21 protein-coding genes and 1 pseudogene are annotated in these 26,890 nt (G+C 48.9%); 20 read left to right on the forward strand and 2 right to left on the reverse strand.

What is annotated here, in order from left to right; genetic code table 11:
• Positions 1-64 precede the first annotated feature (64 nt).
• Positions 65-3,046, forward strand: a complete 2,982-nt coding sequence (locus BLS44_RS13890) for a glycoside hydrolase domain-containing protein (RefSeq protein ID WP_090390698.1) — start codon at positions 65-67, stop codon at positions 3,044-3,046.
• Between the two features lie 110 nt (positions 3,047-3,156).
• Here BLS44_RS13890 and BLS44_RS13895 read toward each other — a convergent pair whose 3' ends face one another.
• A complete protein-coding gene (locus BLS44_RS13895; RefSeq protein WP_090390699.1) occupies positions 3,157-3,513 on the reverse strand; it encodes a DUF488 domain-containing protein in 357 nt (118 codons plus the stop codon).
• 340 nt (positions 3,514-3,853) lie between these two features.
• On the opposite strand from BLS44_RS13895, the gene BLS44_RS13900 reads away from it, so the two are divergent.
• The 6 genes from BLS44_RS13900 to BLS44_RS13925 all read left to right on the forward strand — a co-directional run bounded on the left by BLS44_RS13900 (position 3,854) and on the right by BLS44_RS13925 (position 8,657).
• Positions 3,854-4,288 (forward strand): RrF2 family transcriptional regulator, encoded by a 435-nt coding sequence (locus BLS44_RS13900; protein ID WP_090390700.1) that lies wholly within the window; start codon positions 3,854-3,856, stop codon positions 4,286-4,288.
• Between the two features lie 52 nt (positions 4,289-4,340).
• Positions 4,341-6,473 carry a cbb3-type cytochrome c oxidase subunit I gene (locus BLS44_RS13905; protein WP_090390701.1) on the forward strand — a complete coding sequence of 711 codons (2,133 nt, stop codon included), beginning with the start codon at positions 4,341-4,343 and terminating at the stop codon, positions 6,471-6,473.
• 26 nt (positions 6,474-6,499) lie between these two features.
• On the forward strand, positions 6,500-7,495 hold the full coding sequence (locus BLS44_RS13910; protein WP_090390702.1) for a cbb3-type cytochrome c oxidase subunit II: 996 nt from the start codon (positions 6,500-6,502) through the stop codon (positions 7,493-7,495).
• A gap of 90 nt (positions 7,496-7,585) precedes the next feature.
• Positions 7,586-7,843 carry a hypothetical protein gene (locus BLS44_RS13915; protein ID WP_090390703.1) on the forward strand — a complete coding sequence of 86 codons (258 nt, stop codon included), beginning with the start codon at positions 7,586-7,588 and terminating at the stop codon, positions 7,841-7,843.
• A gap of 11 nt (positions 7,844-7,854) precedes the next feature.
• Positions 7,855-8,256 carry a cytochrome C gene (locus tag BLS44_RS13920; protein ID WP_090390704.1) on the forward strand — a complete coding sequence of 134 codons (402 nt, stop codon included), beginning with the start codon at positions 7,855-7,857 and terminating at the stop codon, positions 8,254-8,256.
• A 2-nt stretch (positions 8,257-8,258) separates the two neighbouring features.
• Positions 8,259-8,657 (forward strand): group III truncated hemoglobin, encoded by a 399-nt coding sequence (locus tag BLS44_RS13925; RefSeq protein WP_090390705.1) that lies wholly within the window; start codon positions 8,259-8,261, stop codon positions 8,655-8,657.
• A 272-nt stretch (positions 8,658-8,929) separates the two neighbouring features.
• On the opposite strand, the gene BLS44_RS13930 is transcribed toward BLS44_RS13925, so the two are convergent.
• Positions 8,930-9,823, reverse strand: a complete 894-nt coding sequence (locus BLS44_RS13930) for an OmpA/MotB family protein (protein ID WP_090390706.1) — start codon at positions 9,821-9,823, stop codon at positions 8,930-8,932.
• Positions 9,824-10,097: 274 nt separating this feature from the next.
• Between BLS44_RS13930 and BLS44_RS13935 the strand changes: the two genes are divergently transcribed.
• From BLS44_RS13935 to BLS44_RS13995, 13 genes and pseudogenes are all read left to right on the forward strand, one after another.
• Complete coding sequence (locus tag BLS44_RS13935; protein WP_090390707.1) at positions 10,098-10,376, forward strand: PD-(D/E)XK nuclease family transposase; 279 nt, start codon at positions 10,098-10,100, stop codon at positions 10,374-10,376.
• Positions 10,377-10,431: 55 nt separating this feature from the next.
• Positions 10,432-10,539, forward strand: a pseudogene (locus BLS44_RS27165) (hypothetical protein); the annotation flags it as partial.
• Positions 10,540-10,761 carry a hypothetical protein gene (locus tag BLS44_RS26955; protein ID WP_245729217.1) on the forward strand — a complete coding sequence of 74 codons (222 nt, stop codon included), beginning with the start codon at positions 10,540-10,542 and terminating at the stop codon, positions 10,759-10,761.
• A 408-nt stretch (positions 10,762-11,169) separates the two neighbouring features.
• Positions 11,170-13,626, forward strand: coding sequence for a bifunctional aspartate kinase/homoserine dehydrogenase I (gene thrA / locus BLS44_RS13950; RefSeq protein WP_090390710.1), 2,457 nt, complete (start codon positions 11,170-11,172; stop codon positions 13,624-13,626).
• 145 nt (positions 13,627-13,771) lie between these two features.
• Positions 13,772-14,716, forward strand: a complete 945-nt coding sequence (locus BLS44_RS13955; RefSeq protein ID WP_090390711.1) for a homoserine kinase — start codon at positions 13,772-13,774, stop codon at positions 14,714-14,716.
• Positions 14,717-15,004: 288 nt separating this feature from the next.
• A complete protein-coding gene (gene thrC / locus BLS44_RS13960) occupies positions 15,005-16,300 on the forward strand; it encodes a threonine synthase (RefSeq protein WP_090390712.1) in 1,296 nt (431 codons plus the stop codon).
• Between the two features lie 168 nt (positions 16,301-16,468).
• Positions 16,469-17,035 (forward strand): hypothetical protein, encoded by a 567-nt coding sequence (locus tag BLS44_RS13965; protein ID WP_090390713.1) that lies wholly within the window; start codon positions 16,469-16,471, stop codon positions 17,033-17,035.
• 2 nt (positions 17,036-17,037) lie between these two features.
• The gene (locus tag BLS44_RS13970) at positions 17,038-17,784 is read left to right on the forward strand and encodes a CDP-alcohol phosphatidyltransferase family protein (protein WP_090390714.1); all 747 of its coding nucleotides are present in this window, start codon (positions 17,038-17,040) and stop codon (positions 17,782-17,784) included.
• A complete protein-coding gene (gene purS / locus BLS44_RS13975; protein ID WP_090390715.1) occupies positions 17,781-18,026 on the forward strand; it encodes a phosphoribosylformylglycinamidine synthase subunit PurS in 246 nt (81 codons plus the stop codon). Before BLS44_RS13970 ends, purS begins: the two co-directional genes overlap by 4 nt.
• Before the next feature lie 123 nt (positions 18,027-18,149).
• Positions 18,150-18,830 carry a 16S rRNA (cytidine(1402)-2'-O)-methyltransferase gene (gene rsmI, locus BLS44_RS13980; RefSeq protein WP_090390716.1) on the forward strand — a complete coding sequence of 227 codons (681 nt, stop codon included), beginning with the start codon at positions 18,150-18,152 and terminating at the stop codon, positions 18,828-18,830.
• A gap of 125 nt (positions 18,831-18,955) precedes the next feature.
• A complete protein-coding gene (locus BLS44_RS13985; RefSeq protein ID WP_090390717.1) occupies positions 18,956-21,778 on the forward strand; it encodes a M16 family metallopeptidase in 2,823 nt (940 codons plus the stop codon).
• A gap of 326 nt (positions 21,779-22,104) precedes the next feature.
• Positions 22,105-25,263 carry a glycoside hydrolase family 2 TIM barrel-domain containing protein gene (locus tag BLS44_RS13990; RefSeq protein ID WP_176954417.1) on the forward strand — a complete coding sequence of 1,053 codons (3,159 nt, stop codon included), beginning with the start codon at positions 22,105-22,107 and terminating at the stop codon, positions 25,261-25,263.
• Between the two features lie 235 nt (positions 25,264-25,498).
• Entirely contained in the window at positions 25,499-26,854 is a 1,356-nt protein-coding gene (locus BLS44_RS13995; protein ID WP_090390841.1) for a Gfo/Idh/MocA family protein, read from the forward strand.
• Positions 26,855-26,890: the final 36 nt, after the last annotated feature.

The following is a 26,890-nucleotide window of genomic DNA, read 5'->3' on the forward strand; positions in this document are numbered from 1 at the left end:
CGCAAAAAAGAATGGGTAGCGGTATCGCATTTTTTATAGATTTGTCAGATCAAAGTGCTTACACATGAAGTATTGTCTGTTATTGCTTGCGATCCTTGCTTTTGGTAGCGTGGATGCCCAGCGGCCTGAATATATTTCCGGAAATAATAGCTGGAACACGGATTCTCTGGGTGATCACCGGGTGGTTGTACAATTTAACGGGGTGGGAAACGTAGCCAAAACAACAGTGGAATGGCGGAGACGGGATCTCAATCCTGAAGGGAAAAGGATCATTGTACAGGATGCACGCACGGGTGCAAAGGTCCGCAATGTAAAAGTAGTGACGGTTAATAATGAAAAAGGAACGCTTCTTTTTGAACCGGTTTCCGGCAAGGGGCGGTACTATCTGTATTACCTCGTTTCAAAAAATTCCGGTTCGCCTAATTATCCTACTGTTCATTACCTGGAACCGGAGCAAACAGCATCTGCGGCATGGCTGCGCACACTTCCGGCGCAGCTTGCGGTAAATGCACCGGTAGTGGCCTTTGAATCAAGTGATGCGTTTAACAGCTTTTACCCGATGGAGGTTACGGCAACGGCTGCTGAAACCCGTACTTTATTGGGAAAATACCGCCGGTCCGACTACGTGGTTTTTCCGGAAGACCGGCAATATCCTGTTAAGCTGTTTGCACAGTTGCCTTATCGCTGGGTACAGCGGGGCGCCGTAAAAGACTTTAAAGGCAGCGCAATGCAGGGTGAGCATTATTCCTTTCAGCTGGCTGTGTATGCCCTGAAGGCCCTGGAGGACCTTACGGTTCATTTCTCCGATCTGAAGGACGGAAAGGGCAATGTAATTCCCGCTTCCGGTATGAGTTGTATCAATACCGGGGGGGTGGATTACACAGGAAAACCGTTCACAAAAATGGTGCAGGTTGCTAAAGACAGCCTGCAGCCCCTTTGGTGTCTTGTAGAGATACCTGCGAATAGCAGGCCCGGCGTATACAGGGGCCAGGCGGTTGTAAATGCCGCTGGTGCTGCAGAAACCCGGGTTCCCGTGCAGGTGACCGTTGCCGCTGCGAGGGCCAAAGAAGGCAATATCGGGGAACCGTGGGAGCAAACACGCCTGCACTGGCTCAACTCAACACTGGCCCAGGAAAACACGGTAATTGCCCCTTATACACCTCTGGCGGTGAAAGATAACCGGATCGATTTACTGGGGCGGCGGGTAATTGTTGATTCCTCGGGTCTTCCTGCACAGCTGCAAACTTTTTTTACAGAGGAGATGACGGAGCTGAAGACGGAGCCAAATAATATTGTTACAGAACCACTGCATTTTCATTTTACGGGAGCAGACGGCAAGGACCTTAAATTTAAAAGCAAGGGAGTGCACTATACCCGGCAGGAGCCTGGTACCGTGGCCTGGACGGCAACCAACGTAAGCCCTTCAGTTCAAATGGATATAGCGGCCTCCCTTGAGTTTGACGGGTTCCTTTCGTATACGGTAAAAGTAACCGCATTGCAGGATGTGGATTTCAGGAACATCAACCTGCACATCCCTTTTACCAGGGAAGCGGCTACCTACCTGATGGGCCTTGGGGAAAAAGGGCGCTTACGGCCCGACAGTCTTTCCTGGAACTGGGACGTGGCCAATAAAAACCAGGATGGTGTTTGGGTAGGTGCGGTCAATGCAGGTTTGCAATACAGTCTGCGCGACGAAAACTATGTACGCCCGCTGAATACGAATTTTTATCTGCAGAAGCCCCTGCTGCTTCCGGCGTCCTGGGGCAACGATCATAAAGGCGGCATCATCATCGCACAAAAAGGAAAGTCGATCCTTGCCGATAATTATACCGGGGCACGCAGCATGAAAAAAGGTGATACGCTTTATTTCAATTTTAACCTGCTGATCACTCCCTTTCATACACTGAATACCGATTTTCAATGGGCCACCCGGTTCTATCATCGCTATGACAGCATCAGCAAAATAAAGGATATCGGCGCTACGGTAGTGAACATTCATCATGGAAATGCCATCAACCCCTGGATCAACTATCCTTTTATCGAGTGGCAGAAGATGAAGCGCTATATCGACCAGGCGCATGAAAATGGTTTAAAGGTAAAGATATACAATACGGTGCGGGAGCTTTCCAATCACGCATATGAACTGTTCCCCTTACGCAGCCTGGGACATGAGGTATATTCGCCCGGTAAGGGCGGCGGATTCCGCTGGTTACAGGAGCATGTGGGGGCCGACTATATCGCAGCCTGGTTTGTTCCCGGTGTAAAGGATGCGGCCATCATCAACAGTGGTATGAGCCGCTGGCATAATTATTATGTGGAAGGTATGAACTGGCTCACCAATAAGGTAGGGATCGATGGCATCTACCTGGATGACGTGGCCTTTGACCGGATCACCATGAAGCGGATCAAACGTGTTTTAACCGCCAACGGACACCCGGGCATCATCGACCTGCATTCCGCAAATCAATACAATAAGAGTGATGGGTTCATTAACAGTGCCAATCTGTATATGGAGCATTTTCCTTACCTGAACCGTTTGTGGTTTGGGGAGTATTTCGATTATGAAAATAACAGTCCGGATTTCTTTTTAACAGAAGTGAGCGGCATCCCTTTTGGGTTAATGGGAGAGATGCTGCAGGATGGCGGCAATGCCTGGCGGGGCATGGTATACGGTATGACCTGCCGGATCCCCTGGACGGAGAACGCTGATCCTACAGGTATCTGGAAGCTCTGGGATGATTTCGGTATGCAGGGCTCAAAAATGATCGGTTACTGGGTCAGCAACAGCCCGGTAAAAACGGATCAGGCCGCAGTAAAGGCCACCGTTTATAAAAGAAATGGAAAGGCACTGGTATCTATTGCCAGCTGGGCTGAAACGGATACAGATGTGCTGTTGAAGATTAATTGGGAGCAACTGGGCATCGACCCCGCCAAAGCAACCATTACCGCGCCTGCTGTTAAAAAGTTCCAGGATGCCAGGAGCTTTAAGGTGGGGGAAAAAATACCCGTTGCCAGGAATAGAGGTTGGTTGCTGCTGATACAATAGGTTTAAAGGGCAAAATCTTTCAGTACAAAAAAAGCTAAGCCTGAACTCTGAACCTGAATGAAGAACAGCGCCATGGGCATAAAACCTGATCAGGCCTGGAACCTGGAAGGCTAAAGATGTTTTCTTAACACCTCCTGCAATACCACCGCCTGGTTATGTTGCTCGTCTTTTGCTGCATACAGCAACGTGATCTTTTTGTGCTTGCCCAGCGATTTTAAAAAAGAATCCAACGCCGGGTTGTCCCGGAGTTCTGCTTCGTATTTCTTTTGAAAGCCCGTCCATTTTTCAGGATCATGGTTAAACCATTTCCGCAATTCCGTAGAGGGGGCCAGTTCTTTTTGCCATTCGTCTATTGCCACATCCGCTTTCCTGATGCCTCTGGGCCAAAGGCGGTCTACCAGTACCCGGAAACCGTCATTTTCAGCCGGTGCTTCATACACTCTTTTGATGGTAATCGTTGCGTGCATAATTTTTTATTTTAGCAGGTGTTCTGCCGGCAGCATCAGCGGGGAACTTTGTTACAAAACCGTGTTTCCATCCCTGCTCCTGATCCCGCCCGGGAAGCTGTTTTTAAACAGCACTTTCCCGGTACTGACTTTTGCATTCCGCCGGGTAAACCTGCCGATGGATCCCCGTTGATAGGTTCTTTTCTGCGCTTATTCCTGCCTGGATGATCCTTCTGGCCGGGATGGGAGCCATCCATCCTGTATTTTACGCGGGCTCAGATCGGAACGGCTGTCTAAAGATACAAAAAACAATAGAAGATATTTTTATCTTTTATTAAAATCACATAGCTTTGCAGCACAGATGTTTTCAAAGACCTGCGAATATGCAATACGGGCAATGATCTACATTGCACAGCAAACCCGGAATGGAAGTCGCGTGGGCATCAGGCAGATCGCTGCTGGTATTGATTCCCCTGAGCATTTTATTGCAAAGATCCTCCAGGAGCTGAGCCGCAAGGGGCTGGTGGAGTCCATGAAAGGTCCCACAGGCGGGTTTTACCTGGAAGAAGCATCCCTGAACCGGTCCCTGGCCGATATTGTGAAGATCGTGGATGGTGATCAGCTGTTCCTGGGCTGCGGACTGGGATTAAAGCAATGCTCGGAAACCAATCCATGTCCCATTCATTTCAAGTTCAAAAAAGTACGCAAGGAAATACAGACGATGCTGGAAAATGCAAAGCTGGGTGAGTTTATCGAAAAGCTGGATCGTAATGAAACCTTCCTGAGGCGGGGATGATTTTTTTGATCTATAAAAGATAAAAAGGTATTTATATCTAATATTGACGTTTATGAAACAGATGCCGGTCTTCGGTTGGCTGGGACTATCCCTGCTTTTTTTAATTTCAGCGCCATTGGCTGCAAGCGCCGATAGCGGGCTTCCCTATTCCTTTTCCTTTTCTGACCCATCGGTATGGGCGGCCCTGCTGCTGTTTATCGTTCTGGCATTATTGGGTATCGCATTGCTCATGCGGCAAAAGATCCGGAAGATCCGGGCAGCCTCCCGCCCCGGCGCGTCTGAGGCTCAGAGGGTCCGTCCCGAAGCCTGGCTGCAGCGTTTTACCCGGGAACAGTTGCAGGAGCTCATTGCACTCAAAAAAAAGAAGGGCAGCATGTCCTGTCTGCTGGTATTATTGGCAGGCGCATTGCTGGCCCCGGCGGGTCTTTCTGCACAGAATGTAACCGGCAGCAGCTCTCTGCTCAGCGAAACCGGTGTTATGATAACGATCCTGCTGCTGGCATTACCGGTGCTGCTGGGATTGGTACTCTTATATGTGAAGATGCAAAGGGTGCTCCGGCAGTTCCGGAACAAACAGCGGCTAAAGGATGCAGACCGCCTGGCGGCATATTTGAAAGATCTGCCGGAAGAAAGCCTGGAGCAGCTCCTGGAAAAGCACGGTCCGGAACCGGGCCCTTTGCCTGAGGAAACCCTGCTTTCCGGTGCAGGTCCTGCCGAGGACCGGAGGGGACTGTTGCAGATCAACGACCCCGGCGGCCTGCCCATCGTGGCGGCAAAAAAAAGGGCGCAAAAACGCCCGGATATTGATCCGGCCCTTTCCAGACTGGTATTGTGGTACCTGGGGTGTTCTGTATTCTGGCTGCTGTTTGGCACCAGTGTGGGCGAGTATATAGGGATTAAATTTATTGCGCCGGATGCAGATCATGTCAGCTGGCTGAGTTTTGGACGCCTGCGCCCCGTGCATACCAATGCGGTGTTTTGGGGATGGGCCTCCCTGGCCATGCTGGGACTGGGGTATTATGTAGTACCGCGGGTCAGTAATGTAAAACTGTATAGTTTAAAAACCGGCTGGTATGCTCTTTGGCTGATCAATGCATCTGTTGTATCGGGAACCCTTTTCCTGATGGCGGGGGTCAATAATGGCGGGGGAGAGTACCGGGAATACATTTGGCCGGTGATGGCGCTGTTTGCCCTGGGGCTGATCCTTACCCTGTGGAATTTTTACCAGACCATCGCCCATCGTACCACACGGGAAATTTATATTGCCAACTGGTATATTGTGGCTTCGGTTATCTTTGCGATCACGATCGTGCTGGTAGCCTATATCCCCATCTGGCAGAACGGCCTGGGCGAAACGATCATACAGGGCTACTATATGCACCAGGGAGTGGGTATGTGGTTCATGCTGTTCACCCTCGGTATTGTTTATTACTTCCTGCCCCAGCAATTAAATCAGCCCATTTATTCCTACAGCCTGGGGATACTGGCCTTCTGGACCCAGATCCTGTTTTATACGCTGATTGGTACCCACCATTTTGTATTCAGTGCTATTCCCTGGTGGCTGCAAACCGTGGCCATTGTGGGGAGCGCCGGTATGGCCATCCCTGTTATTGCCGGTACTACCAACTTCCTTATGACCTTTAAGGGAGCCTGGAGTAAGGTGAATTCCAGTTATACGCTTCCTTTTTTCCTGGTCGGGATCATCTTTTATTTCACCGGCTCCCTGCAGGGAACGGCGGAGGCTTTCCGTACCACTAACCTGATCTGGCATTTTACTGATTTTACGGTAGCGCATTCACATATGACCATGTACGGGATCATTTGTTTTTTCCTCTGGGCGGCTATTTATGCCATTGTGCCAAGGCTTACGGGAAAAGAACCCCCGCAGATCAGCGTGGGTATCCATTTCTGGCTGGCCCTGATCGGCCTCTTGTTTTACATCATCCCGTTAATGTATGGAAGTACACTCAGGGGAGTTGCGTGGTTGAATGGCGTGCCTTTTATTGAAACGGTAAAGGGAATGGCGCCGTACTGGGTATGGCGGGCGGTGGGCGGAAGCCTCATGTGGGGCTCCCATCTTGTTTTTGCCTATAATATGTACCGGATGTATGTGCCGGGGAATGCCCTTCCGGATGTCCGGGATGCGGCCCTGAGCCGGTTGAGAGATGAGGCGGCGGCCTCATGATTTTATAATATTTAATTCCAGGTAAGATGAGCATGCTCGATAATCATAAAATTTTGTTTTCAAATGCGGCCCTTTTTTTTGTGGGGCTTACTATAATGGTGGCGGTCATTCCTGCCCTTTCTAATCAGGAACGGAACCGGCCCTTGCCGGGTGCGCCTGCGCTGAGCAGGGAAGCCCGCATCGGCAAAGGGATCTATATTGCCAACGGCTGTGTGGCCTGCCATACCCAGCAGGTGCGGAACATTGATATGGACAGGATATGGGGCGACCGCCCCGGGCTGGCAGCAGACTATGCCGCCAATGTTCGTACCGATTTCTGGCGCAATACCGCTACCTTAATGGGAACAGAACGCACCGGGCCGGACCTGACCAATGTGGGCGTCCGGCAACCGGGCAAAGACTGGAACCTGGTGCACCTCTTCAATCCCCGTATCGTGGTAAAAGAGTCGGTGATGCCTGCTTATCCCTGGTTATTTGAACGGAAGAAAGATCCGGGGAAATCGGATGTGATCGTTAATGTGCCGGCTGCTTACCTGAACGGGGATGAGAAGGTGGTGGCAACAAAGGATGCCCTGTACCTGCTGGCTTACCTGCAGTCGCTTAAACAGGCGGCACTGCCGCAAAATACCGTGAGCCCTGAATTTTTATATAAGAAGGAACTCAAAAAAGCGGCAGGGGGCGAAGCTCCGGCGGCGGATGGCAAAGCATTATACGCAGCGAACTGTCAAACCTGTCACCAGGAGAACGGGGAGGGGCTTCCCGGTGCTTTTCCGCCGCTTAAAGGAAGCCCGGTGGTAACCGGTGATGACCTGGAAAAATATGTTGGTATTATCATGGACGGGTATGATGCGCGGGCGGAATACGGGGTAATGCCTGCAGTAGGCACCAATATGAGTTTTACCGAAAATGAAGTAGCTGCTATTATCAACCATGAACGGAGCAGCTGGGGCAACCAGGGGAAAAAAGTAACACCTGAAGAAGTAAAAAAGATCATTGACCTGTTAAAATTAAAAACGCCATGAGGCCGGTCTGCCTGGAATTTTCATTTTTTACAGGGTAAATTTCAAGCATCGGAGGTTCCATCCGGCCAGCGTAAAATAAAAAATAGTTGAATGAAACGCTGCATATTATTGTTTTGTAATTTTTTCGGACCCGGGAGCATTGCCATGGCTTGCACGGTTTGTGAACGCAGGCAACCGGAACTATTGCGGGGCATTAGCCATGGCGCTGGTCCGGAAAGCCGCTGGGACCTGTGGATCGTAGCAGTGGTGGCGGCTGTTGTGGCCGTTTCGCTTTTCTTTTCTGTGAAGTGGATCCTGCGGCCGGGGGAAACTTCTGCTGATCATATTAAACGCTCAATTTTTAAATAAGTAGCTTTGTTATGGACAAGAGTACCATTTATGTTTTTATTGATGAAGCGCCCAACCCGGTACTGGAACTGGAAGCGCCCGTCAATTTTGAACTGGATACGCATAAACTGGCAGACGGGGAGCACCTGCTGAAAATCGTAAGCAGGGATCCCTCGGGGAAAGAGGGGATCCGGAAGATACCCTTTGTGGTCCGGAACGGGCCGGCGATAGCAGTAGAGGGGATCCGGGAGCACGAAGTGGTAGACGGGGTGCTGCCGGTGATGATCCACGCTTATGGCAAAGGTGATTCCCGCTCTTTTCTGATCGAAGGGAGTGAAACGCCGCAAAGTATCCCGCTGTGGATATGGGTGCTGATCATCACGTTTGCCGCATGGACCTTATATTATTTGATACGATATCTTTCAATGAATTAGAGATGACAGAAGGAAAAAAGGAGATCACAACTATCGGGGATATACGACTGCTTGTAGACCAGTTTTATACCAGGATCCGGGAGGATCAGCTGGTAGGACCGGTTTTTGATGCGGTGATCCGCGACCAATGGCCCCGGCACCTGGAAAAAATGTATACCTTCTGGGAAACCGTGCTGCTCGGAAATCATACCTATTTCGGCAGTCCCTTTCCCCCGCATGCGAAACTCCTGATCGGTGCACAGCATTTCAATACCTGGCTGAAGCTGTGGTATGAAACCCTGGACGCTTATTTTTATGGCCCTCTTGCGGAAGAAGCAAAATGGCGCGCCGATAAAATGGCCGCAATGTTCCTTTCAAAAATTGAATACTACCAGGGCACCGGGAAAACACCACTGATTTAGGTATCCGTTTAACGCTTGGGTTAGCGTCATTTCCATACTCCATATTAAACACGCATTTTCAAATTCTGACACAGGGCGCTGAAAAAGCCTGTGTTTGCTTAAAGTTCAACGCTAAATCCGTTTGATGTGGCTGAACATTGTTGAATTTGATTGAATGCTGTTTAAGGTACACTGATAACTGATCACTGAAAACTGCCAGCTGACTACTCCCAAATAAAAACGGTTGCCCCAAACAGGACAACCATTTTTTATAACGCATCTATGTCAGCTTATTATATTCCCGGTGCAGCGGTTTGTGTTGTATCTTTGCTTTTTTCCGGGGCCTTGTCAATCAGCTCCATGAACTGATCCAGTTTCGGCGTGATGATGATCTGTGTTCTGCGGTTGCGGGCCTTACCTTCTTCTGTAGTGTTATCTGCAACAGGATTATACTCTCCACGGCCGCCGGCAGTAAGCCGTTTGGGATCGATGCCGTATTGGGTTTGCAGGGCAATCACAACCGACGATGCTCTTAGTGAGCTCAGGTCCCAGTTGTTGCGGATATTGGGACGGTTGATCGGCACATCATCGGTATTCCCTTCTACCAGTACCTCATAGTCTTTATAATCCTGTATGATCTTGGCGATCTTACTGAGGATATCCCCTGCACGGTCTGAAATTTCATAGCTTCCGGATTTATAAAGCATGTTATCTGCCAGTGAAATATAGACCACGCCTTTCAGGACTTTCACATCTACATCCCGGAGTTCATCCCGGCTTAAAGAACGCGTGAGGTTATTGGTTAATACCATCAGCAACGAATCGCTCTTGTTTTTGGCATTTACCAGGTGCTGGATGTATTTATTAGAAGAGTTGATCTCATCCACGAGTTTGGAAATATTTACATTACCCTGTGTGTTTTGATTAATACTGTTGTCAAGCGAGCTCTGGAGGGCGGCCAACGCTTTCTTCAGGGAGGCATTATTGGCCCGTTCCTGCTCCAGTTGTTCTTCAAGGCTTTTAACCCTTGATTTACTTTCTGCCAGATCAACCTGGCTGGCCTGGTAGCGCTGGTTCAGGTTCTGATAATCGGTTTGCAGGGTCGTGAATTTTTTATTGCTGACGCAACCGGATAAAAACAAAGCGGCAAGTATACACCCAACCGGTAAAAGACATAATCGATTCATAAAAATGGATTCTATTAAACAATGACGGGTCTGCGAAAATAAGATCCGTATATCGCCCGGTAACAACAAAACAAATGCCTAAGTTTACAAAATCCGGTTTCCCGTGGCTGCGCAGGCTGTAAAAGCCCGCTATTTTAAGGATTTGTTATGTTTTTTACAGGGTATAACGGAGCTTTCAACCCTTTGGATGGTAAGACGTTCTGCGTGGATATTTCGTTGCAACCTGATGCACAAATAACAATTGTCATATTTTAAAAAATATGTATTTTTAAGTATGGCTAATATGAAAAACACAAAAATGGCCTCCATGGGTCGTTTTATCGATCCGTTAACAGATTTCGGCTTTAAAAGGATCTTCGGGTCTGAACCCAATAAAGAGTTGTTGATCGCGTTCCTGAACGAATTATTCAAAGGCCGGAAAGTGATAAAGGACCTGGTGTATAACCCGCAGGAGAACAGTGGCCCGGCAAAGCATTACCGCAAAACTATTTTTGATCTTAGCTGCACCGGTACCAATGGTGAAACCTTTATTGTAGAAATGCAGAAGGCCTAATTTTAACCTGAAGGAAGAAGAAATAACAACCGACCTGGACCGCTGGCTGTATGTACTGCGCAATATGGAAACAATGGAAAAAATTCCGGTATTTTTGCATAAGAAAGTTTTTCAGAAACTGTTCCGGATTTCGGAGGTGGCTAACTTAAAAAAGGAGGATTATATGTTGTACCAAAAAAGTCTTATGGACAAATGGGATGCCTATTCGGTGTTGAAGACCGCAGAAGAAAAAGGCATGGAAAAAGGCATGGAAAGAGGTAAGGAACAATTTGTGAAAAACCTGATAACCCAATTCAGTTTTACCGATGAGCAGGCTGCAAATGCCGCCGAGGTTTCCGTTGATTTTGTAAAAAAGATCCGCGCTGCTTTAAAAAGGAAGAAATAAATAGTATAAAGTATATCGGGAAAAGGCTGTTCACTTATGGTGGTGACGGCCTTTTTTAATGCATACCGTACCCTCTGGGTATAGTAGGCTTTGGACCTCTTTTGGGGGGAGAAGCCGTCAACCAATAAACGCTTATCCATGGTGGCTGCTGCCGGTGCCCCCGGGAGATTTAAAAAAAAATACGGTATTTGCAATATTTTAATTATTCTGTCTTATCTTGTGCAGGTATCTAAGATAATGCAGTACATTTTTCAAAATATCAAACCTTCCTTGGCTTTCGGTAACGAAACCACTACCACTATTACCACAACCCCTTGAGGGTTGTACGCTGCTATATCATCTATTGGGCATTCTGCCGTTCTTCTTTCCGGGATTATTCCATTTTTGTTTTATTATTAAATCGAGTTCATGCAGGTCTTTAAATTTGGAGGCTCCTCTGTAGCCAATGCTGAAAATATAAAAAAAGTTGCAGCCATAGTGGATAATGCTGCAAAGAAAAATTCTATTGTTGTTGTTGTATCGGCCCTTGGCGGCATCACGGATCTGTTGCTGACGTCTGGTAAAGAAGCCGCAGAAGGCAGTGAAGATTTCCGGGCGAAGATCTCAACGGTGGAGCAACGTCATTTTGAAACCATAAAAGAACTGATCCCCATTGCTTCACAGAGCTCGTTGCTGAGCCTGGTAAAAAAGACGATCAACGAAATCGAGGAGATCTGCAATGGTATCTTTTTACTGCGGGAGATCACGCCCAGGAACCAGGACCGCCTTGCTGCTTATGGCGAATGGCTGTCTTCGCAGATCATTGCTGAAGCATTGAAGCATGCGGGATTGCTCGTGCTTTGGAAGGATGCGCGCCAGTTCATTTTTACCAACAGCGATTATACGCATGCCGAAGTGCTCCTGGAGGCTACGGAAAAAGAGGTCCGGAAGTACTTTAAAGAAAATAAAAGCAATGTATTTGTGATCCCTGGTTTTATCGGCTCCGATGAGCAGGGGGTAACTACAACATTAGGGCGCGGCGGTTCCGATTACACGGCTGCTTTAATTGCAGCGGCGATTGATGCGGAATCCCTGCAGGTATGGAAAGATGTGAACGGGATGATGACCGCAGATCCCAGGCTGGCCATCAATGCAAAAGTGATCGAGCGGATCTCTTACAGCGAAGCTATGGAGCTATCGCATTTTGGCGCCAAAGTATTATATCCTCCCACCATTCAGCCGGTGATGAGCAAAAATATCCCGCTGTATGTAAAGAATACCTTTGCACCCGAAATGCCGGGCACCATTGTTGGAGGTAAAGCAAAGGGCGCCAAAATAGTGCGGGAGCATATTGTAAGCGGCATTTCCAGTGTGAATAACATTGCGCTGCTAAGCCTTGAAGGAAGCGGGATGATCGGTATCCCGGGCTTTTCAAAGAGGCTGTTTGAGGCGCTGAGCAAGGAGCGGATCAATGTAGTGCTGATCACACAAAGCTCCTCGGAACATTCGATCTGTGTGGCCATTGAGCAGAAGTACCTGCCGGCTGCCAAAAAAGTGGTGGATACAACTTTTGCAGATGAAATAGCGCTCAAAAAGGTAGAGCCGCTGAAAGCAGAAACACATCTTTCTATTGTAGCACTGGTGGGTGAAAATATGAAAAGCCTTCCGGGGGTTAGCGGCCGGATGTTTGGGGCCCTGGGGCGCAACGGGATCAACATCCGTGCGATCGCGCAGGGATCGTCGGAGAAAAATATCAGCACCGTAATCGCAACCGATGATGTTCGCAAAGCCATTAATGTATTGCATGAAGAGTTCTTTGAAACCATACAGAAGCAGCTGAACCTGTTTATTGTGGGGCTGGGAAATGTAGGGGCCAAACTGATGGAGCAATTGAAGCAGCAACACACTTTCCTGGTGCAGCATCTTAAACTGAATGTAAGTGTGGTGGGTATCAGCAACAGCCGTAAAATGATCTTTAAGGAAAGAGGCGTTTCTTTAAGCGGCTGGAAAGAAACCCTGGCCGGCGGAGAACCTGCTTCTATCACCGACTTTGCAAACGAGATCATAAAACGGAATATGCGGAACTCGATTTTTGTGGATATTACAGCCAACAAGGAAGTGGCAAAAGTATATGAACGGATGCTGCAGAAAAGCATTTCGGTGGTAGCCTGCAATAAAATTGCGGCGGCTTCGCCGTTTGCTGAGTATAAAAAATTAAAAGAGCTGGCTCATGTTTTTAATGCAAAGTTCCTGTTTGAGACCAATGTCGGCGCTGCACTGCCGGTGATCGCCACGCTGAATGACCTGCGCCGCAGCGGTGATGAGATCCGGCGTATAGAAGCCGTATTAAGTGGTACACTGAATTTTGTATTCAATCATTATGATGGCTCCCGGCCGTTTGCAGAAGTGGTGAAACAGGCCCAGGACGAAGGTTATACCGAGCCGGACCCGCGCCTTGACCTGAGTGGGATGGACGTGATGCGTAAGATATTGATCCTGGCAAGAGAATCCGGTTTTGAAATGGAAATGGAGGATATAGAGAACCACTCATTTTTACCAGCTTCCTGCATGGAAGGATCCGTTGATGCTTTCTATAAAGCCCTCGAAAAGGAGGAAGCGCATTTTAAAGGCCTGCTGGATGCAGCTCTGGCAGCGAACAGCAAGCTGAAGTTTGTAGCTACTTTTAATGAGGGAAAAGCATCTGTCGGGTTGCAGCATGTAAAACCCGAAAACGACCTGTATCATTTGTACGGGAAGGACAATGTAGTGTTGTTTTATACGGGCCGTTACCCGGAGCAGCCCCTGGTGGTAAAAGGTGCCGGTGCTGGTGCGGATGTAACGGCCAGCGGTGTTTTTGCAGATATTATGCGCGCCGTAAATGAATAAGGAACGGATATTATTGGGGGCTCCGACGGATGCAACGACTCAACCATTCACTATTGACCATTAACTGTAGCCCATGGTCCTTTGCCGATCCATGTTTCATTGAACAACATCTCACTAAGAATATCTCACAAAACAACATCGCACCATGAATCAAGTAAAAATAAAATCGCCGGGTACGGTAGCCAACCTGGTTTGCGGATTTGATATCCTTGGGCTGGCGCTGAACGACCCGTATGATATTATGGAGTTTCGCCTGCTGGATGAACCGCAGGTGATCATCCACAATAGAGATCATTTTGAACTGCCCACGGATCCGGAACAGAACGTTGCCGGGGTGGTGCTACAGGCGGCTATAGAAAAAGCCGGTGGCAATATCGGGTTTGAAGTGACCATCGAAAAGCGGATCAAACCGGGCAGCGGCCTGGGCTCCAGTGCAGCCAGTGCCGCCGGTGCGGCTGTTGGTGCCAACTTGCTGCTGGGCAACCGTTTTTCAACCGACGAGCTGGTGCAACTGGCGATGATCGGTGAAAAACTGGCCAGCGGGGTCAAACATGCCGATAATATTACACCCTGTATCCTGGGAGGGATCACCTTGATCCGGTCGATCTACCCTATGGATATTGTACCGTTGGCAACCCCCGATCTCTTCGTTACAGTAGTACATCCGCAAATAGAAGTGCGTACCGCCGATGCCCGGCAGATCCTGAAACAAAAGGTACTGTTAAAGGATGCGATCAAACAATGGGGAAACATTGCCGGGCTGGTGGCTGGTTTTATGCGGAATGATAAAGCACTGATCAGCCGGTCGCTGGAGGATGTGATCATTGAGCCGGTCCGGAGCATTCTCATCCCGGGGTTTGACGAAGTGAAACAGCAATGCAGGGAGGCCGGGGCCCTGGGCGGGGGGATCTCGGGTTCGGGACCATCCATCTTTATGCTGAGTGAAACAGAGGCCATTGCACAGGATGTTGCCGGGATCATGAAAGCCATCTATTCCCGGATCGGGATCGATCATTATGTGTATGTGACGACGATCAATAACCGGGGGGTGGAAGTGGTGGAAGGGGAATGGTCAATGGTGAATAGTTAATCAATGTGTCGTTTCCTTCAAGGAGCGTTTCAGGTTTAATGTTCATCCCGACTATCGGGACCAGGTTAGATTTCATGTTACTCAATGTTTCTAAGGTCCTTCATAGGGTAGCTTTTGTGTTTTCATAAGTAAGGCATCTACAGGGGAAACTATATCCGGAAAGCTTAAGAAAATGGCATTGAATAGTGAATGGCCAGGGGCAACAGGGGGATCTGTAATTATTAGCATCTTGAAACCTGACCCCCGAAATCTAAAGTCTAATATCTAACGTCTAAAGTCTATTATCTAATGCATTATTATAGCTTAAACCATCAGTCTTCAAACGTAACCTTTAAAGAAGCAACCATAAAGGGCCAGGCGCCGGATAAGGGCCTGTATTTCCCGGAAAGTTTACCGCGTATTGATGCAGACCTGATCCGCAATATCGAATCCCTGCCTGAAGCAGAGATCGCGTTTCGCGTCATCAGGCCCTATGTGGGCGCAGCCATTCCGGAAGCGGTGCTGTTTGACATCGTATCGCAAACGGTGAATTTTCCTTTTCCCTTAAAACCGGTTACCAACAGCATTGCATCACTGGAATTATTTCATGGGCCAACACTGGCGTTTAAAGATGTGGGCGCCCGTTTTATGAGCCGTTGCCTGGGCTATTTTTTAAAAGATCAGCAAAAAGAAGTGACCGTGCTGGTGGCCACCTCGGGAGATACCGGGGGCGCTGTTGCCAGCGGCTTTTATGATGTAGAGGGCGTGCAGGTAGTGATCCTTTATCCAAAAGGCCGGGTAAGCCCCGTACAGGAAAAGCAGTTAACAGCACTGGGAAAGAACATTACAGCGCTTGAGGTGGCCGGCAGTTTTGACGATTGTCAGCGCCTGGTGAAACAGGCTTTTACGGATGATGCCATTCGTGCCAAACGCTTCCTGACCTCGGCCAATTCCATTAACGTTGCGCGCTGGCTGCCACAGCAGTTCTATTATTTCTTTGCCTATAAGCAATGGCAGGAGAAGGGGATAGGACCGGTTGTTTCCGTACCCAGTGGTAATTTTGGCAATATATGTGCCGGCCTGCTGGCCAAAGTAACAGGGTTGCCGCTTGGCCATTTTATTGCGGCCTGCAATGCCAATGATGTGGTGCCCGGTTTTTTACAAACGGAAAACTGGCAGCCAAAGAAAGCGGTAGCCACCCTGTCTAACGCAATGGATGTAGGCGATCCCAGTAATTTTGTACGGATCATGGAGTTGTTTGGTCGGCAGTTCCTGAAATTAAAGGAGCAGGTATCTGCCACCAGTATCTCTGACGCAGATACGATTGCAACCATAAAAGCGGTTTTTGCCGAAACCGGCTATACCCTGGATCCGCATGGCGCTGTGGCATACAGGGCTTTGGAAAATTACCAGCAAACCCATCCGGGTACAAAAGGCATCATCCTTGAAACAGCACACCCCGTGAAATTTCCGGAGGCAGTAAAACAGGCCACCGGCGGGGATATTGAAGTTCCCGCTTCTCTCGGCGATCTGATGCAGCAGCCGAAACAGGCAGTGGCTATGCCCCCGGACTACGACGCATTTAAGGCCTGGCTGACAGATTGATGATGAGGAGACGGCGCTAGGATCCCGGCCCCATTGCCACTAAGGCTGTAAAACATAAAGCAGCCCCAATAAGAATGGCATGTCTTCGGGTGTCTTTGAAGTTTTGCAATTTCACGGCCCCGGTGTTCCGAACCATCGGAACTGTGGCAAAAACATTAAATTCGCACTGTGCATGATATAGAACCCTATTATAACTGGCAGCATATTTATTTGAGTGAGGAAGACGAACGTTCTCCCTTTTACGGGGTGGAGCATTCCCAGTTTGAATATAAGGATGCCGTTTACAATTATTATATTCATCCCCAATGGGACTATTTTGGCAGCCGCACGCTTTACCTGAAAGTGCTGATGGCCGACTATGAAGAGGGCTATGCCATTATAGAACTGATAGGGGAATGGAATGATGCAGTGGAGAATGATATCATGACCTTAAAGCGTGATGTGCTTGAGGTATTCATGAACGAGGGCATTTATAAGTTTATATTGATCGCTGAAAATGTGCTGAACTTTCATAGCGGTGACCGCGATTACTACGAGGAATTACATGAAGAATTGAGCGACGCAGAGGGCTGGATCGTTTGTCTGAACATGCCGTCACAGACCCAGTATGAATTTAAACAGGCGAAACTGAACCAGCTGATCGAATTAATGGATATTCATAACTGGAGGGTATATAAGCCCTACCACCTTTATAAAAAGATCAATGATCAGTTAGCAGCCCGCTTAACCGGATAATTATGAAACAGATCCCCAATTTATTTACACTGCTCAACCTGGTGTTTGGCTGCCTGGCCATCCGGTTTATTTTACAGCCGGAACCTCTTTTTTTAAGTCCCGGCGACAAAGGAATTACAACGGGGTTGCTGATGGGCAGTTTTTTCCTGTTACTGGCGGCTATCGTCGATTTCCTGGATGGCTTTGTGGCCCGGCTTTTTAAAGCCACATCTGCAATGGGAGAACAGTTGGATTCGCTTGCGGATGCGGTCAGCTTTGGTGCGGCTCCGGGAATGATTCTTTACCGGTTGCTTGAAATGAGTGCTGCAGATCATCCGCATGCGGGTATCTGGTGGGGGCTGCCCGCATTGCTTTTTCCCTGTGCAGGGGTATGGCGGCTGGCAAAGTTCAACCTCGATAAGGAGCAGCGTTATTATTTTAAAGGCATCCCTATTCCCGCGGCGGGCCTCACCGTAGCATCTTTTCCGGTAATTGCCTATTATGGTACACCCGCGATCAATGACCTTGTTTTTAACCCGGTGGTGCTCTATACTGCCATTGTCATCATCAGCGGGCTGATGGTGAGCAACCTCCCCATCATTAGCCTCAAGTTTAAAGATTATACGCTGAAAGCCAATACGGACAAGTTATTGCTGGTGCTGATAACCGTAATAGCGGCAATCTTTTTTAAATGGCTGGCTGTTCCCGTGGTATTTGTAGCTTATGTTATTGTATCTTTGATTTTTAAGCCGAATAAAGAAAGAATATGAGCTATACAGTACAGGTGGTAATTATGCCGTTGAAAGAATTGTTGGATCCGCAGGGCAAGGCCGTTATGGGAGGACTGGAAAACCTGGGCCTCAGATCGGTGAGTGATGTTCGGGTAGGCAAAAACATTACCCTGCAGGTAGACGCCGCCTCCGGGGAAGAGGCAAAAAGCATTGGTGAGGAAGCCGCTAAAAAATTGCTGGCCAATGCGGTGATGGAGTATTTTGAAGTAACGGTACTGTAACTGCCCGGCGGCATCGGGTATCCGGCCCCGAAGTTCCGGGGAAGGTTCTGCAACCGGGGGGCGGTATCCGGATCAGCCTGTTTTACATTGCTTATTTAATATTTTTGCATTTTACATTCCTGAATGCTCTACCTCGTTCCTACTCCTATTGGTAATTTGAAAGATATGACCTTCAGGGCCCTGGAAGTACTGAAAGAGGTGGATGTGGTGCTGGCTGAAGATACCCGCAATACCACATATTTACTGCAACACTACCAGGTAAATAAACCGCTGACGCCCTATCATCAGCACAATGAGCACAAAATTGTGGACCACCTGGTAGATCAGTTACTGGCAGGCAAAAAAATGGCCCTGGTCACTGATGCCGGTACTCCCGGTATTTCGGACCCGGCTTTTCTGCTGGTACGGGCCTGTATAAAAGCAGGGGTAAAAGTGGAATCCCTGCCCGGTGCAACGGCTTTTGTTCCCGCCCTGGTGAATAGCGGGCTGCCCACTAACCGCTTCTGCTTTGAAGGATTCCTGCCCCTGAAAAAGGGAAGGCATAGTCTTTTGGAGCGTCTGAAGACCGAAGACCGCACCATGATCTTTTATGAATCGCCCCTGCGGCTGGTAAAAACATTGAATGACCTGGCGGGCTACTTTGGTGCCGGCCGGGAATGCAGCGTAAGCCGGGAGCTGACCAAACTTTATGAAGAAACCCGGAGGGGAACGCTTACCGAAGTAGCTGCCTGGTTCTCCCAAAAAACGGTAAAGGGAGAGATCGTGATCGTGGTAAAAGGGACCGACGGCAAGTCATTATCTTAGCGTGCGCCGGATCATTCAATCCGGTTTACGTGGCGGGCAGCTGGTAAGATGCGGTTTCCTGTTTTACTTCTCGCAGAAGCCCTATTTTTGCTAACTAATGTTCATTGTTAAAAAACAACTCCTATATGACGAAAAAACAGATCCCCGCAATGGCCATGGTGTTCCTGCTGCTTGTATGGACCAATCTTATTGCAACTGCACAGGTAAAACTAACCGATTCGATTCCAGTGGACTCCAGGGTAAAGATCGGCAGGCTTCCCAACGGCTTCACCTACTATATCCGTCAGAATAAAAAGCCTGAGCATAAGGTGGAATTGCGCCTGGTGTTGAATGCAGGCTCTATCCTGGAGGACGATGATCAGCAGGGGCTGGCCCATATGGCGGAACATATGGCTTTTAACGGGACCAGGAATTTTAAAAAAAATGATATAGTAAGTTTTCTGCAAAGTATCGGTGTGGGATTTGGTAATGACCTGAATGCGTATACCTCTTTTGATGAAACCGTATATATGCTGCCCATTCCTACGGATAAACCGGGTAACCTTGAAAAAGGGTTCCAGATACTGGAAGACTGGGCACACAATGTGACGTACCAGACCAATGATATCAACGAGGAGCGGAATGTGATCCTCGAGGAAAGCCGCCTGGGAAAAGGTGCTGATGACCGCATGTTTCGCCAGATCTATCCCAGGCTTTTTGCCGGGAGCCGTTATGCAAACCGTTTGCCGATCGGCGTGGATTCGATCATCCGGACCTACAATCCTGAGCTGATCCGCAAATTTTATAAGGACTGGTACCGGCCCAACCTGATGGCTGCCGTTGTGGTTGGAGATGTGGATCCTGCAACGGCCGAAGCCCTGGTAAAAAAACATTTCAGTGGCCTGGTAAACCCTGTCAACCCCCCGGTGCGGACTTATTCCGATGTAAAGCCGTATAACCGGAATGATGGAATGGTGGTGACTGATAAAGAGGCAACCAATTATTCCGTAGGAATTGCCTACAGTGCATTTCCGTCAAAGGAAGCACAGACCGTAGGGGAGTATGAAGAAGATCTCATAAAGAATATTTTTTCCAGTATCTTAAATCAGCGCCTGCGCGATCTGACACAGCAGCCCAACCCGCCCTTCCTGTATGGCTATACTTACTTTGGAAGCTATGCCCGTAACTACGACCAGTTCAATGCCGGGGCCGGGGTGGCCACAGCTGCAGACGCCGGGAAAGGCCTGGAAACCATAGTGGAGGAAATTGAAAAGGCAAAGCGTTTTGGTTTTACCCAGGCAGAGCTGGACCGCGTTAAGAAGACCATGGAAGCGGGAATGGACAAGGCCTATAATGAACGGGAAAAAACAGAATCCTCTAATTATGTAGACGAGTATGTACGCAACTTTTTGACCAACGAACCCATTCCCGGTATTGCAAAGGAGCGGGAATATGTAAAAGAGCTATTGCCCCTGATCACCCTTAAAGAGATCAACGCTTTTGCTCAGTCCCTGCAACAACAATCCAATTATTTTATAACGCTTACCGGTCCTGCCGCTGCAGAATTGCCGGCGGCCCGGGACCTGGTAGCTGCTGCAGGCAAAGTGGTTGCCAGAACGGATATCAAAGCCAATGAAGATAAGGCAATTGCCACGGAGCTGCTTGCTACCCGGCCCGAACCGGGGAAGATCCTGAAAGAGACTGCTGATAGCAAACTGGGCACCCGCACCTGGGAATTGAGCAACGGCACATCCGTAACGTTTAAAAAAACGGATTTTAAGGATGATGAGATCCGGATGGGCGCGCGCCGGTATGGGGGTACCAATGCCTATGGTGTTGCAGATAAGTATAATGCACAATATGCACTGAGTGTAGTAGGGGCAATGGGATATGGAAGCTTTACGCCTACCGACCTGCAAAAAGCACTGGCGGGCAAAACAGCATCGGCAGGTGCTTCGCTGGGTGGTATTACAGATGGGTTTTCCGGCAGCTCCAGTATAAAAGACCTGGAGACCATGTTGCAGCTATTGTATCTTAAAGCAACTGATCCGCGACTGGATACCGCCTTGTTCCGTTCTTTTATACAAAAAAATAAAGCAAGTGTGGCCTATATTCTTTCCAATCCCGAAACTGTGTTTATAGATACCTTGTTCAAGACGCTTTACAGGAACAATCCCCTGGCGCCGGTGGCAGTTCCGCGTCCCGAGTATTTTGACCAGATCGATATGAACCGGGCAGTCCAGATCTACAGGGAGCATTTTGGGGATGCCAGCGGAATGCAGTTTGTTTTTGTAGGCAGTATCGATGAAAAGATCCTGAAGCCGCTGGTGGAAACATACATTGGTGGTTTACCGGCAACCAGGAAGAAATTTGTCTTTAAGGACAATGGCGTACGCCCCGTAAAAGGGAAATTGGACCTTACGGTTTACAAAGGCGAGGCGGAGAAGAGCCTGATCCTTTCCCTGACAACCGGAGACCTGGTGTACAGCCCTGACCTGGCACTGAATATGCGTGCAGTAAGTGAAGTGCTGAACATCCGCGTAATCGAAGAACTGAGGGAAAAGATCCAGGGGATATATGGCGGGGGCACTTCGGTGAGCGTCGAGCGCCTTCCCTATGCACATTACAGCTTCTTTACACAGCTGCCAACCGGCCCGGCAAAGGTAGATACCCTGTTAATGGCCATGAAAGCAGAGATCAAAAACATTGAAACAACAGGTCCATCGAAAGAAAACCTGGATAAAGTAAAACAGCAATGGATAGAACAGAACAAGGTTGCTATGGAGCAGAACGGCACCTGGCTGGAGTATATCCTTTCTGCACGGCTGGAGAAAAAGGACCCGGATCGCTTCTTAAATTCAGTAAAGTACATTAATGCGTTAACACCGGAAAGTGTGAAAGCGGCGGCGGGGAAGATCTTTTCCAGCGGCAATGTTGTTACGGCCGTGTTACAGCCCGAAAAGAAATAGACGGCAGGGATCCGTTAACGCATCATAAAAGATGAGGGGCTTCGTCCGCCATTGTACGCTCCCTGCGTATCCCGTACCCTTTAGGGCTGATCAGGACCTTTTATAGCTGATTGGGCAGCTGGTTGTACAATCGATTGCACCAGCTGCCCAATCAGGGGCATGGGCGCCCGTAATGCCTGTTGCTAAAGGGTTTAACCCGTTTGGGCCGGCAGTGATACGCCTTGCAGCAGCCCTGCCGCTTATGTATAAAATGAAGTAAATACATGCGGATGTTCCCCGCTTTTTCTAAATTAGCGCCTTTGGAGATACCATTACTTGTTATTATTATGAAGAATCAGATACGACTATTGACGGTTGGCTTGCTGTTAGCAGGGACTGTGTGCGGACAATCCATTCCTTCTGAGCTGCAGACGCCGGAAGTAGTTTCCGTAAACCGGATGCCCATGCGGGCCAATGCTTTTGCGTTTGAAACAAAAGCACTGGCAGAAAAAAGAGCAAAGGAAGCGTCGAAATATTTTATTTCCTTAAACGGTAACTGGCGTTTTAACTGGGTACAGGACCCTAACAAACGTCCTGTGGATTTTTACAAACCCGGTTTTGATGACAGCAAATGGACCAACTTTCCGGTGCCGGCCAACTGGGAAGTGAACGGGTATGGATTGCCGATCTACGTAAATCATCCCTATGAGTTCACCGGAAGAACAAAAACGGGGAGCCGGCTGACCCCGCCTTTTGACATACCGGAAGATAACAACCCGGTTGGGTCTTACCGGAAAAAAGTGATCATTCCACAGGATTGGGATGGCCGCCAGGTATTCATTCACCTGGGGGCAGTAAAGTCGGCTTTTTTCATCTGGGTGAACGGGCAGAAAGTAGGGTACAGCGAAGACAGCAAACTGTCTGCAGAGTTTGACATTACAAAATATGTAAAACCGGGCGAGAACCTGGTAGCGCTGCAGGTATACCGCTGGAGCGACGGCAGCTACCTGGAATGTCAGGATATGTGGCGGATCTCCGGTATTGAACGGGAAGTGTATCTGTACGCCACACCACTGCTGGATATAAGAGATTTTAAGATCGGCTCTGCACTGGAAAACAACTATAAGGATGGGGCCTTTACTTTTTGGGGAGAGATCAACAGTTACAAAACAGATATAAAGACACTGCACTCAAAAAGGGACACGGCCACTGTAGAGCTGGAGCTGGTAGATAACAATGGTACGGCTGTTTTTAAGGAGGCCCTGCCGGCGTTTTCGGTACTGGGACGCTATAAAACGGAACTATCGTTTACAAAAACGATCCCGGCCGTAAAAGCATGGACTGCAGAAACCCCCAATTTGTATACGCTGTTCATTACCCTGAAAAATAAGGGCGGTGAAATACTGGAGGTGGTTCCGGTACGTGTAGGTTTCCGGAGCATAGAAATAAAAGGCCGCGATTTTCTGGTAAACGGTAAACGCGTATTCTTTAAAGGCGTAAACCGGCATGAGCATAATGCCCGCACAGGCCATACGCTTACAAGAACAGACATGTTGAAGGATATGGAGATGATGAAAAAGCTGAATGTGAACGCAGTGCGGCATTCGCATTATCCTCCCGACCCTTACTGGCTGGAGCTTTGTGATGAGTACGGGTTGTACGTGATCGATGAGGCAAATATTGAGTCGCATGGGCGGTATTACGACCTGGAGTATACATTTGCCAATGATAAACAGTGGCGCATGCCGCACCTGGCGCGGATCCAGCGGATGTATGAGCGGGATAAGAACCATCCCTCCATCATTACCTGGTCGCTGGGCAATGAGGCCGGTAACGGTATCAATATGTATGAAGGCTACGACTGGCTGAAGAAAAAAGATAACCGCCCCGTGCAATACGAGCGTGCTGAGTATGACTATAATACGGATGTGATCTGCCCGCAATATCCTTCGCCTTCCTATGTGGCCTGGCAAAAGAATTCAAAAGACGGCCGGCCCTACATCATGAGCGAGTATGCACATATCATGGGCAATAGCCTGGGGAACTTCAAAGAGTACTGGGATGCCATCGAATCTACTTCCGGTACACAGGGCGGGTATATCTGGGAGTGGATCGATCAGGGCATTGATACCGTGAAGAACGGGAAACGCATCCTGGCCTATGGGGGCGATTTCCCGCTGAGCGGGCCGGTAGATGAAAATTTCAGCGACAATGATTTCTGTGTGAAAGGAGTGGTTACTGCGTACCGGCACCTGACGCCGATGGCTATCGAAATAAAAAAGGTACATCAGAATATAAAAACCGTCTACAAAGGCAATAATGAAATAGAAGTGATCAATGGCTTCTTTTTTAAAGACCTGTCTAATATAAAGCTTGACTGGGAAATTACAGAAGACGGAACTGTTGTGGCAAAGGGAACGCTTGCCAGCCTGACCATTGAGCCACAGACAAAGGCGCAAATGGTGCTGCCCGTGAAGCTGAAACTCAAAGAGGGTAAAGAATATTTGCTGAACGTTTCTTACCGGCTGAAGAAGGAAGAGCCGTTCCTGGATAAGGATTATGAGGTAGCAGCAGCGCAATTCGGATACAATGGTGCTCCCGTAGCCTATAATTACCAGGGCACAGGTGCCGCAATTACAGCAACGCAAAACGGGAGCAACCTGGTACTGAAAGGCAACGGTTTTGCTGCCACATTTGATCTGGATAAAGGGATCCTCTCGGGATATTCTTTAAAGAATACTCCCGTTCTTACAAGAGGACCTCAGCCTGCTTTTTACCGTGCGCCAACAGATAACGATATTGGCGCGGGCCTGAACCGCTCGCTTCGCAACTGGCGCAATGCATATGAAGCTGCCACCGGCATCCGGGCAAAAACGGAGCAGGTAAGCAAGAGTGAATACCGGGTTTCCTTTACTGCTGATCTTTTGAACGGGAAGGCTAATACGGAACAGGTATTTACAGTATATGGCGATGGAACCATCCTGGTAAAGAATAACTATACCATTAAGGAGGGCGATTATAAAACCGTAATGCGCATCGGGAATGATATAGAGCTTGGAAAGGAATTTTCAAAGATCCAGTGGTATGGCCGCGGCCCATGGGAGAACTACTGGGATCGTCGTACCGCCAGCAATATCGGCAGGTACAGCCAAACCATCGATCAGCAGTATTTCCCTTACGCCCGTCCGCAGGAAAGCGGTAACAAAACCGATGTCCGCTGGATCAGCATGCAAAACAACAGGGGGCTGGGTATCCGGTTCGAGCTGGCAGACAGTGTGCTTTCGGCCTCAGCACTGCCCTACAGCCTGGAGCAGCTGGATCCGGCCCCTGAAAAAAAACAATTCCATTCCGGCGAGCTGGAAAAAGCAGACCGGATCTTTATGCACGTTGATCTGAAGCAGTTAGGCCTGCAGGGTATTGACAGCTGGGGTGCCATGCCCCTGAAACAGTACTGGATTCCTGCGGGTACCTATGCTTATAGCTACTGGATACGCCCGTTGCGCTAAAGGCGATGCGCAAACGGTTGCTCTTTAAAAAAAAGGATGGATTCTTTCTGGTATGTCCGATTCAGGCTACCTTAGACTGCCGGATCGTATGATCCCGGCGATTGCAGCCGGCCGCAAATGGCCGGAGAATACAGGCCGGATTCAAAGATAAACCGCATTTCCGCAACAACGAGGAATGATCATGCAAACCCGTTCGACCCCATCATCGCAGGGCGGACACAAATATAAAATACGGATGAAACGTAAAGATTTTGTAAAAAGCACCGGCCTGGCAATGGCTTCGGTTGCAGTGCTGCCATCAGAAATTGTATTTAAACCTACCGCCGCTACCAAATTAAAGGTAGCAATTGTAGGCGTGGGCGCCCGTGGTATCTGGCACCTGGACCTTTTATTAAAGCGGGATGATGTGGAGGTTGTGGGCGTTTGTGATATTGATCCCCGGTGTATTGAAGCCGCAAAAGAGAAAGTATCCAAGGCGGGTAAAAAACAGCCGGTATATTACTCCAACGGGGTAGATGACTGGAAGAATATGTATGCAAAGAAGGGGATCGAAGCGGTGGTGATCGCTACCCCCTGGGAACTGCATAAACCGATGGTTATCGGCGCGCTGGAAGCCGGCATCAAATACGTAGGTACCGAAGTGATCCTGGGTATCTCGCTGCAGGATCACTGGGATGTGGTACGTGCGGCCGAGCGCTACAACGGGCATGTGATGATGCTGGAGAATGTATGTTACCGGCGCGATGTGCTGGCGGTATTGAATATGGTACGCCAGAATGTGTTTGGCGAACTGATCCACCTGCAGGGGGGCTATCAGCACGACCTGCGCGGGGTGAAATTCAACGATGGTAAATCTCCTTATGGAAAGGGTGCAGAATTTGGTCATACCGACGGGTATTCCGAATCCAGGTGGCGCACGGATCATTCCGTTTGGCGCAACGGGGACCTCTATCCAACTCATGGTATCGGGCCGGTGGCACAGTATATCAACATCAACAGGGGCAACCGTTTCGTGTCGCTGAATGCGTTCTCTACAAAATCCCGCGGGCTGCATGAATATATTGTTGAAACAGGCGGGGCCACACATAAGAATGCCAAGGTGAATTTTAAACTGGGCGATATTGTAACCACCCAGATCAGCTGCGTGAACGGAGAAACAGTGATCCTGCAGCATGACACTAATTTGCCACGCCCTTATTCATTAGGGTTCCGGGTACAGGGAACAAAAGGATTGTGGATGGATGTGAATAGCGGTATCTATGTGGAAGGCGTTTCCAAACCTCATACATGGGACAAGGCACAGGAATGGCTGGATAAATACGACCACCCGCTGTGGAAGAAATACGGGAAGGATGCAGAAGGTGCCGGCCATGGCGGGATGGACTTTTTTGTGATCCATTCATTTATTGAATCTGCAAAAAGAAAAGAGCCCACCCAGATGGATGTGTACGATGCCGCTACCTGGAGCGCGATTACACCATTGAGCGAGCAGTCGATTGCGTTGGGACACCAGACCGTGGAGTTCCCCGACTTTACCGGCGGCGACTGGATGTACCGGAAACCGGTATTTGCGCTGAACGACGATTATTAATACGTAAACTGTTCCATACAAAAATGTCCGCCTTTA

The sequence above is a fragment of the Niabella drilacis genome (genome assembly GCF_900101395.1).
GTDB classification, from domain to species: domain Bacteria; phylum Bacteroidota; class Bacteroidia; order Chitinophagales; family Chitinophagaceae; genus Niabella; species Niabella drilacis.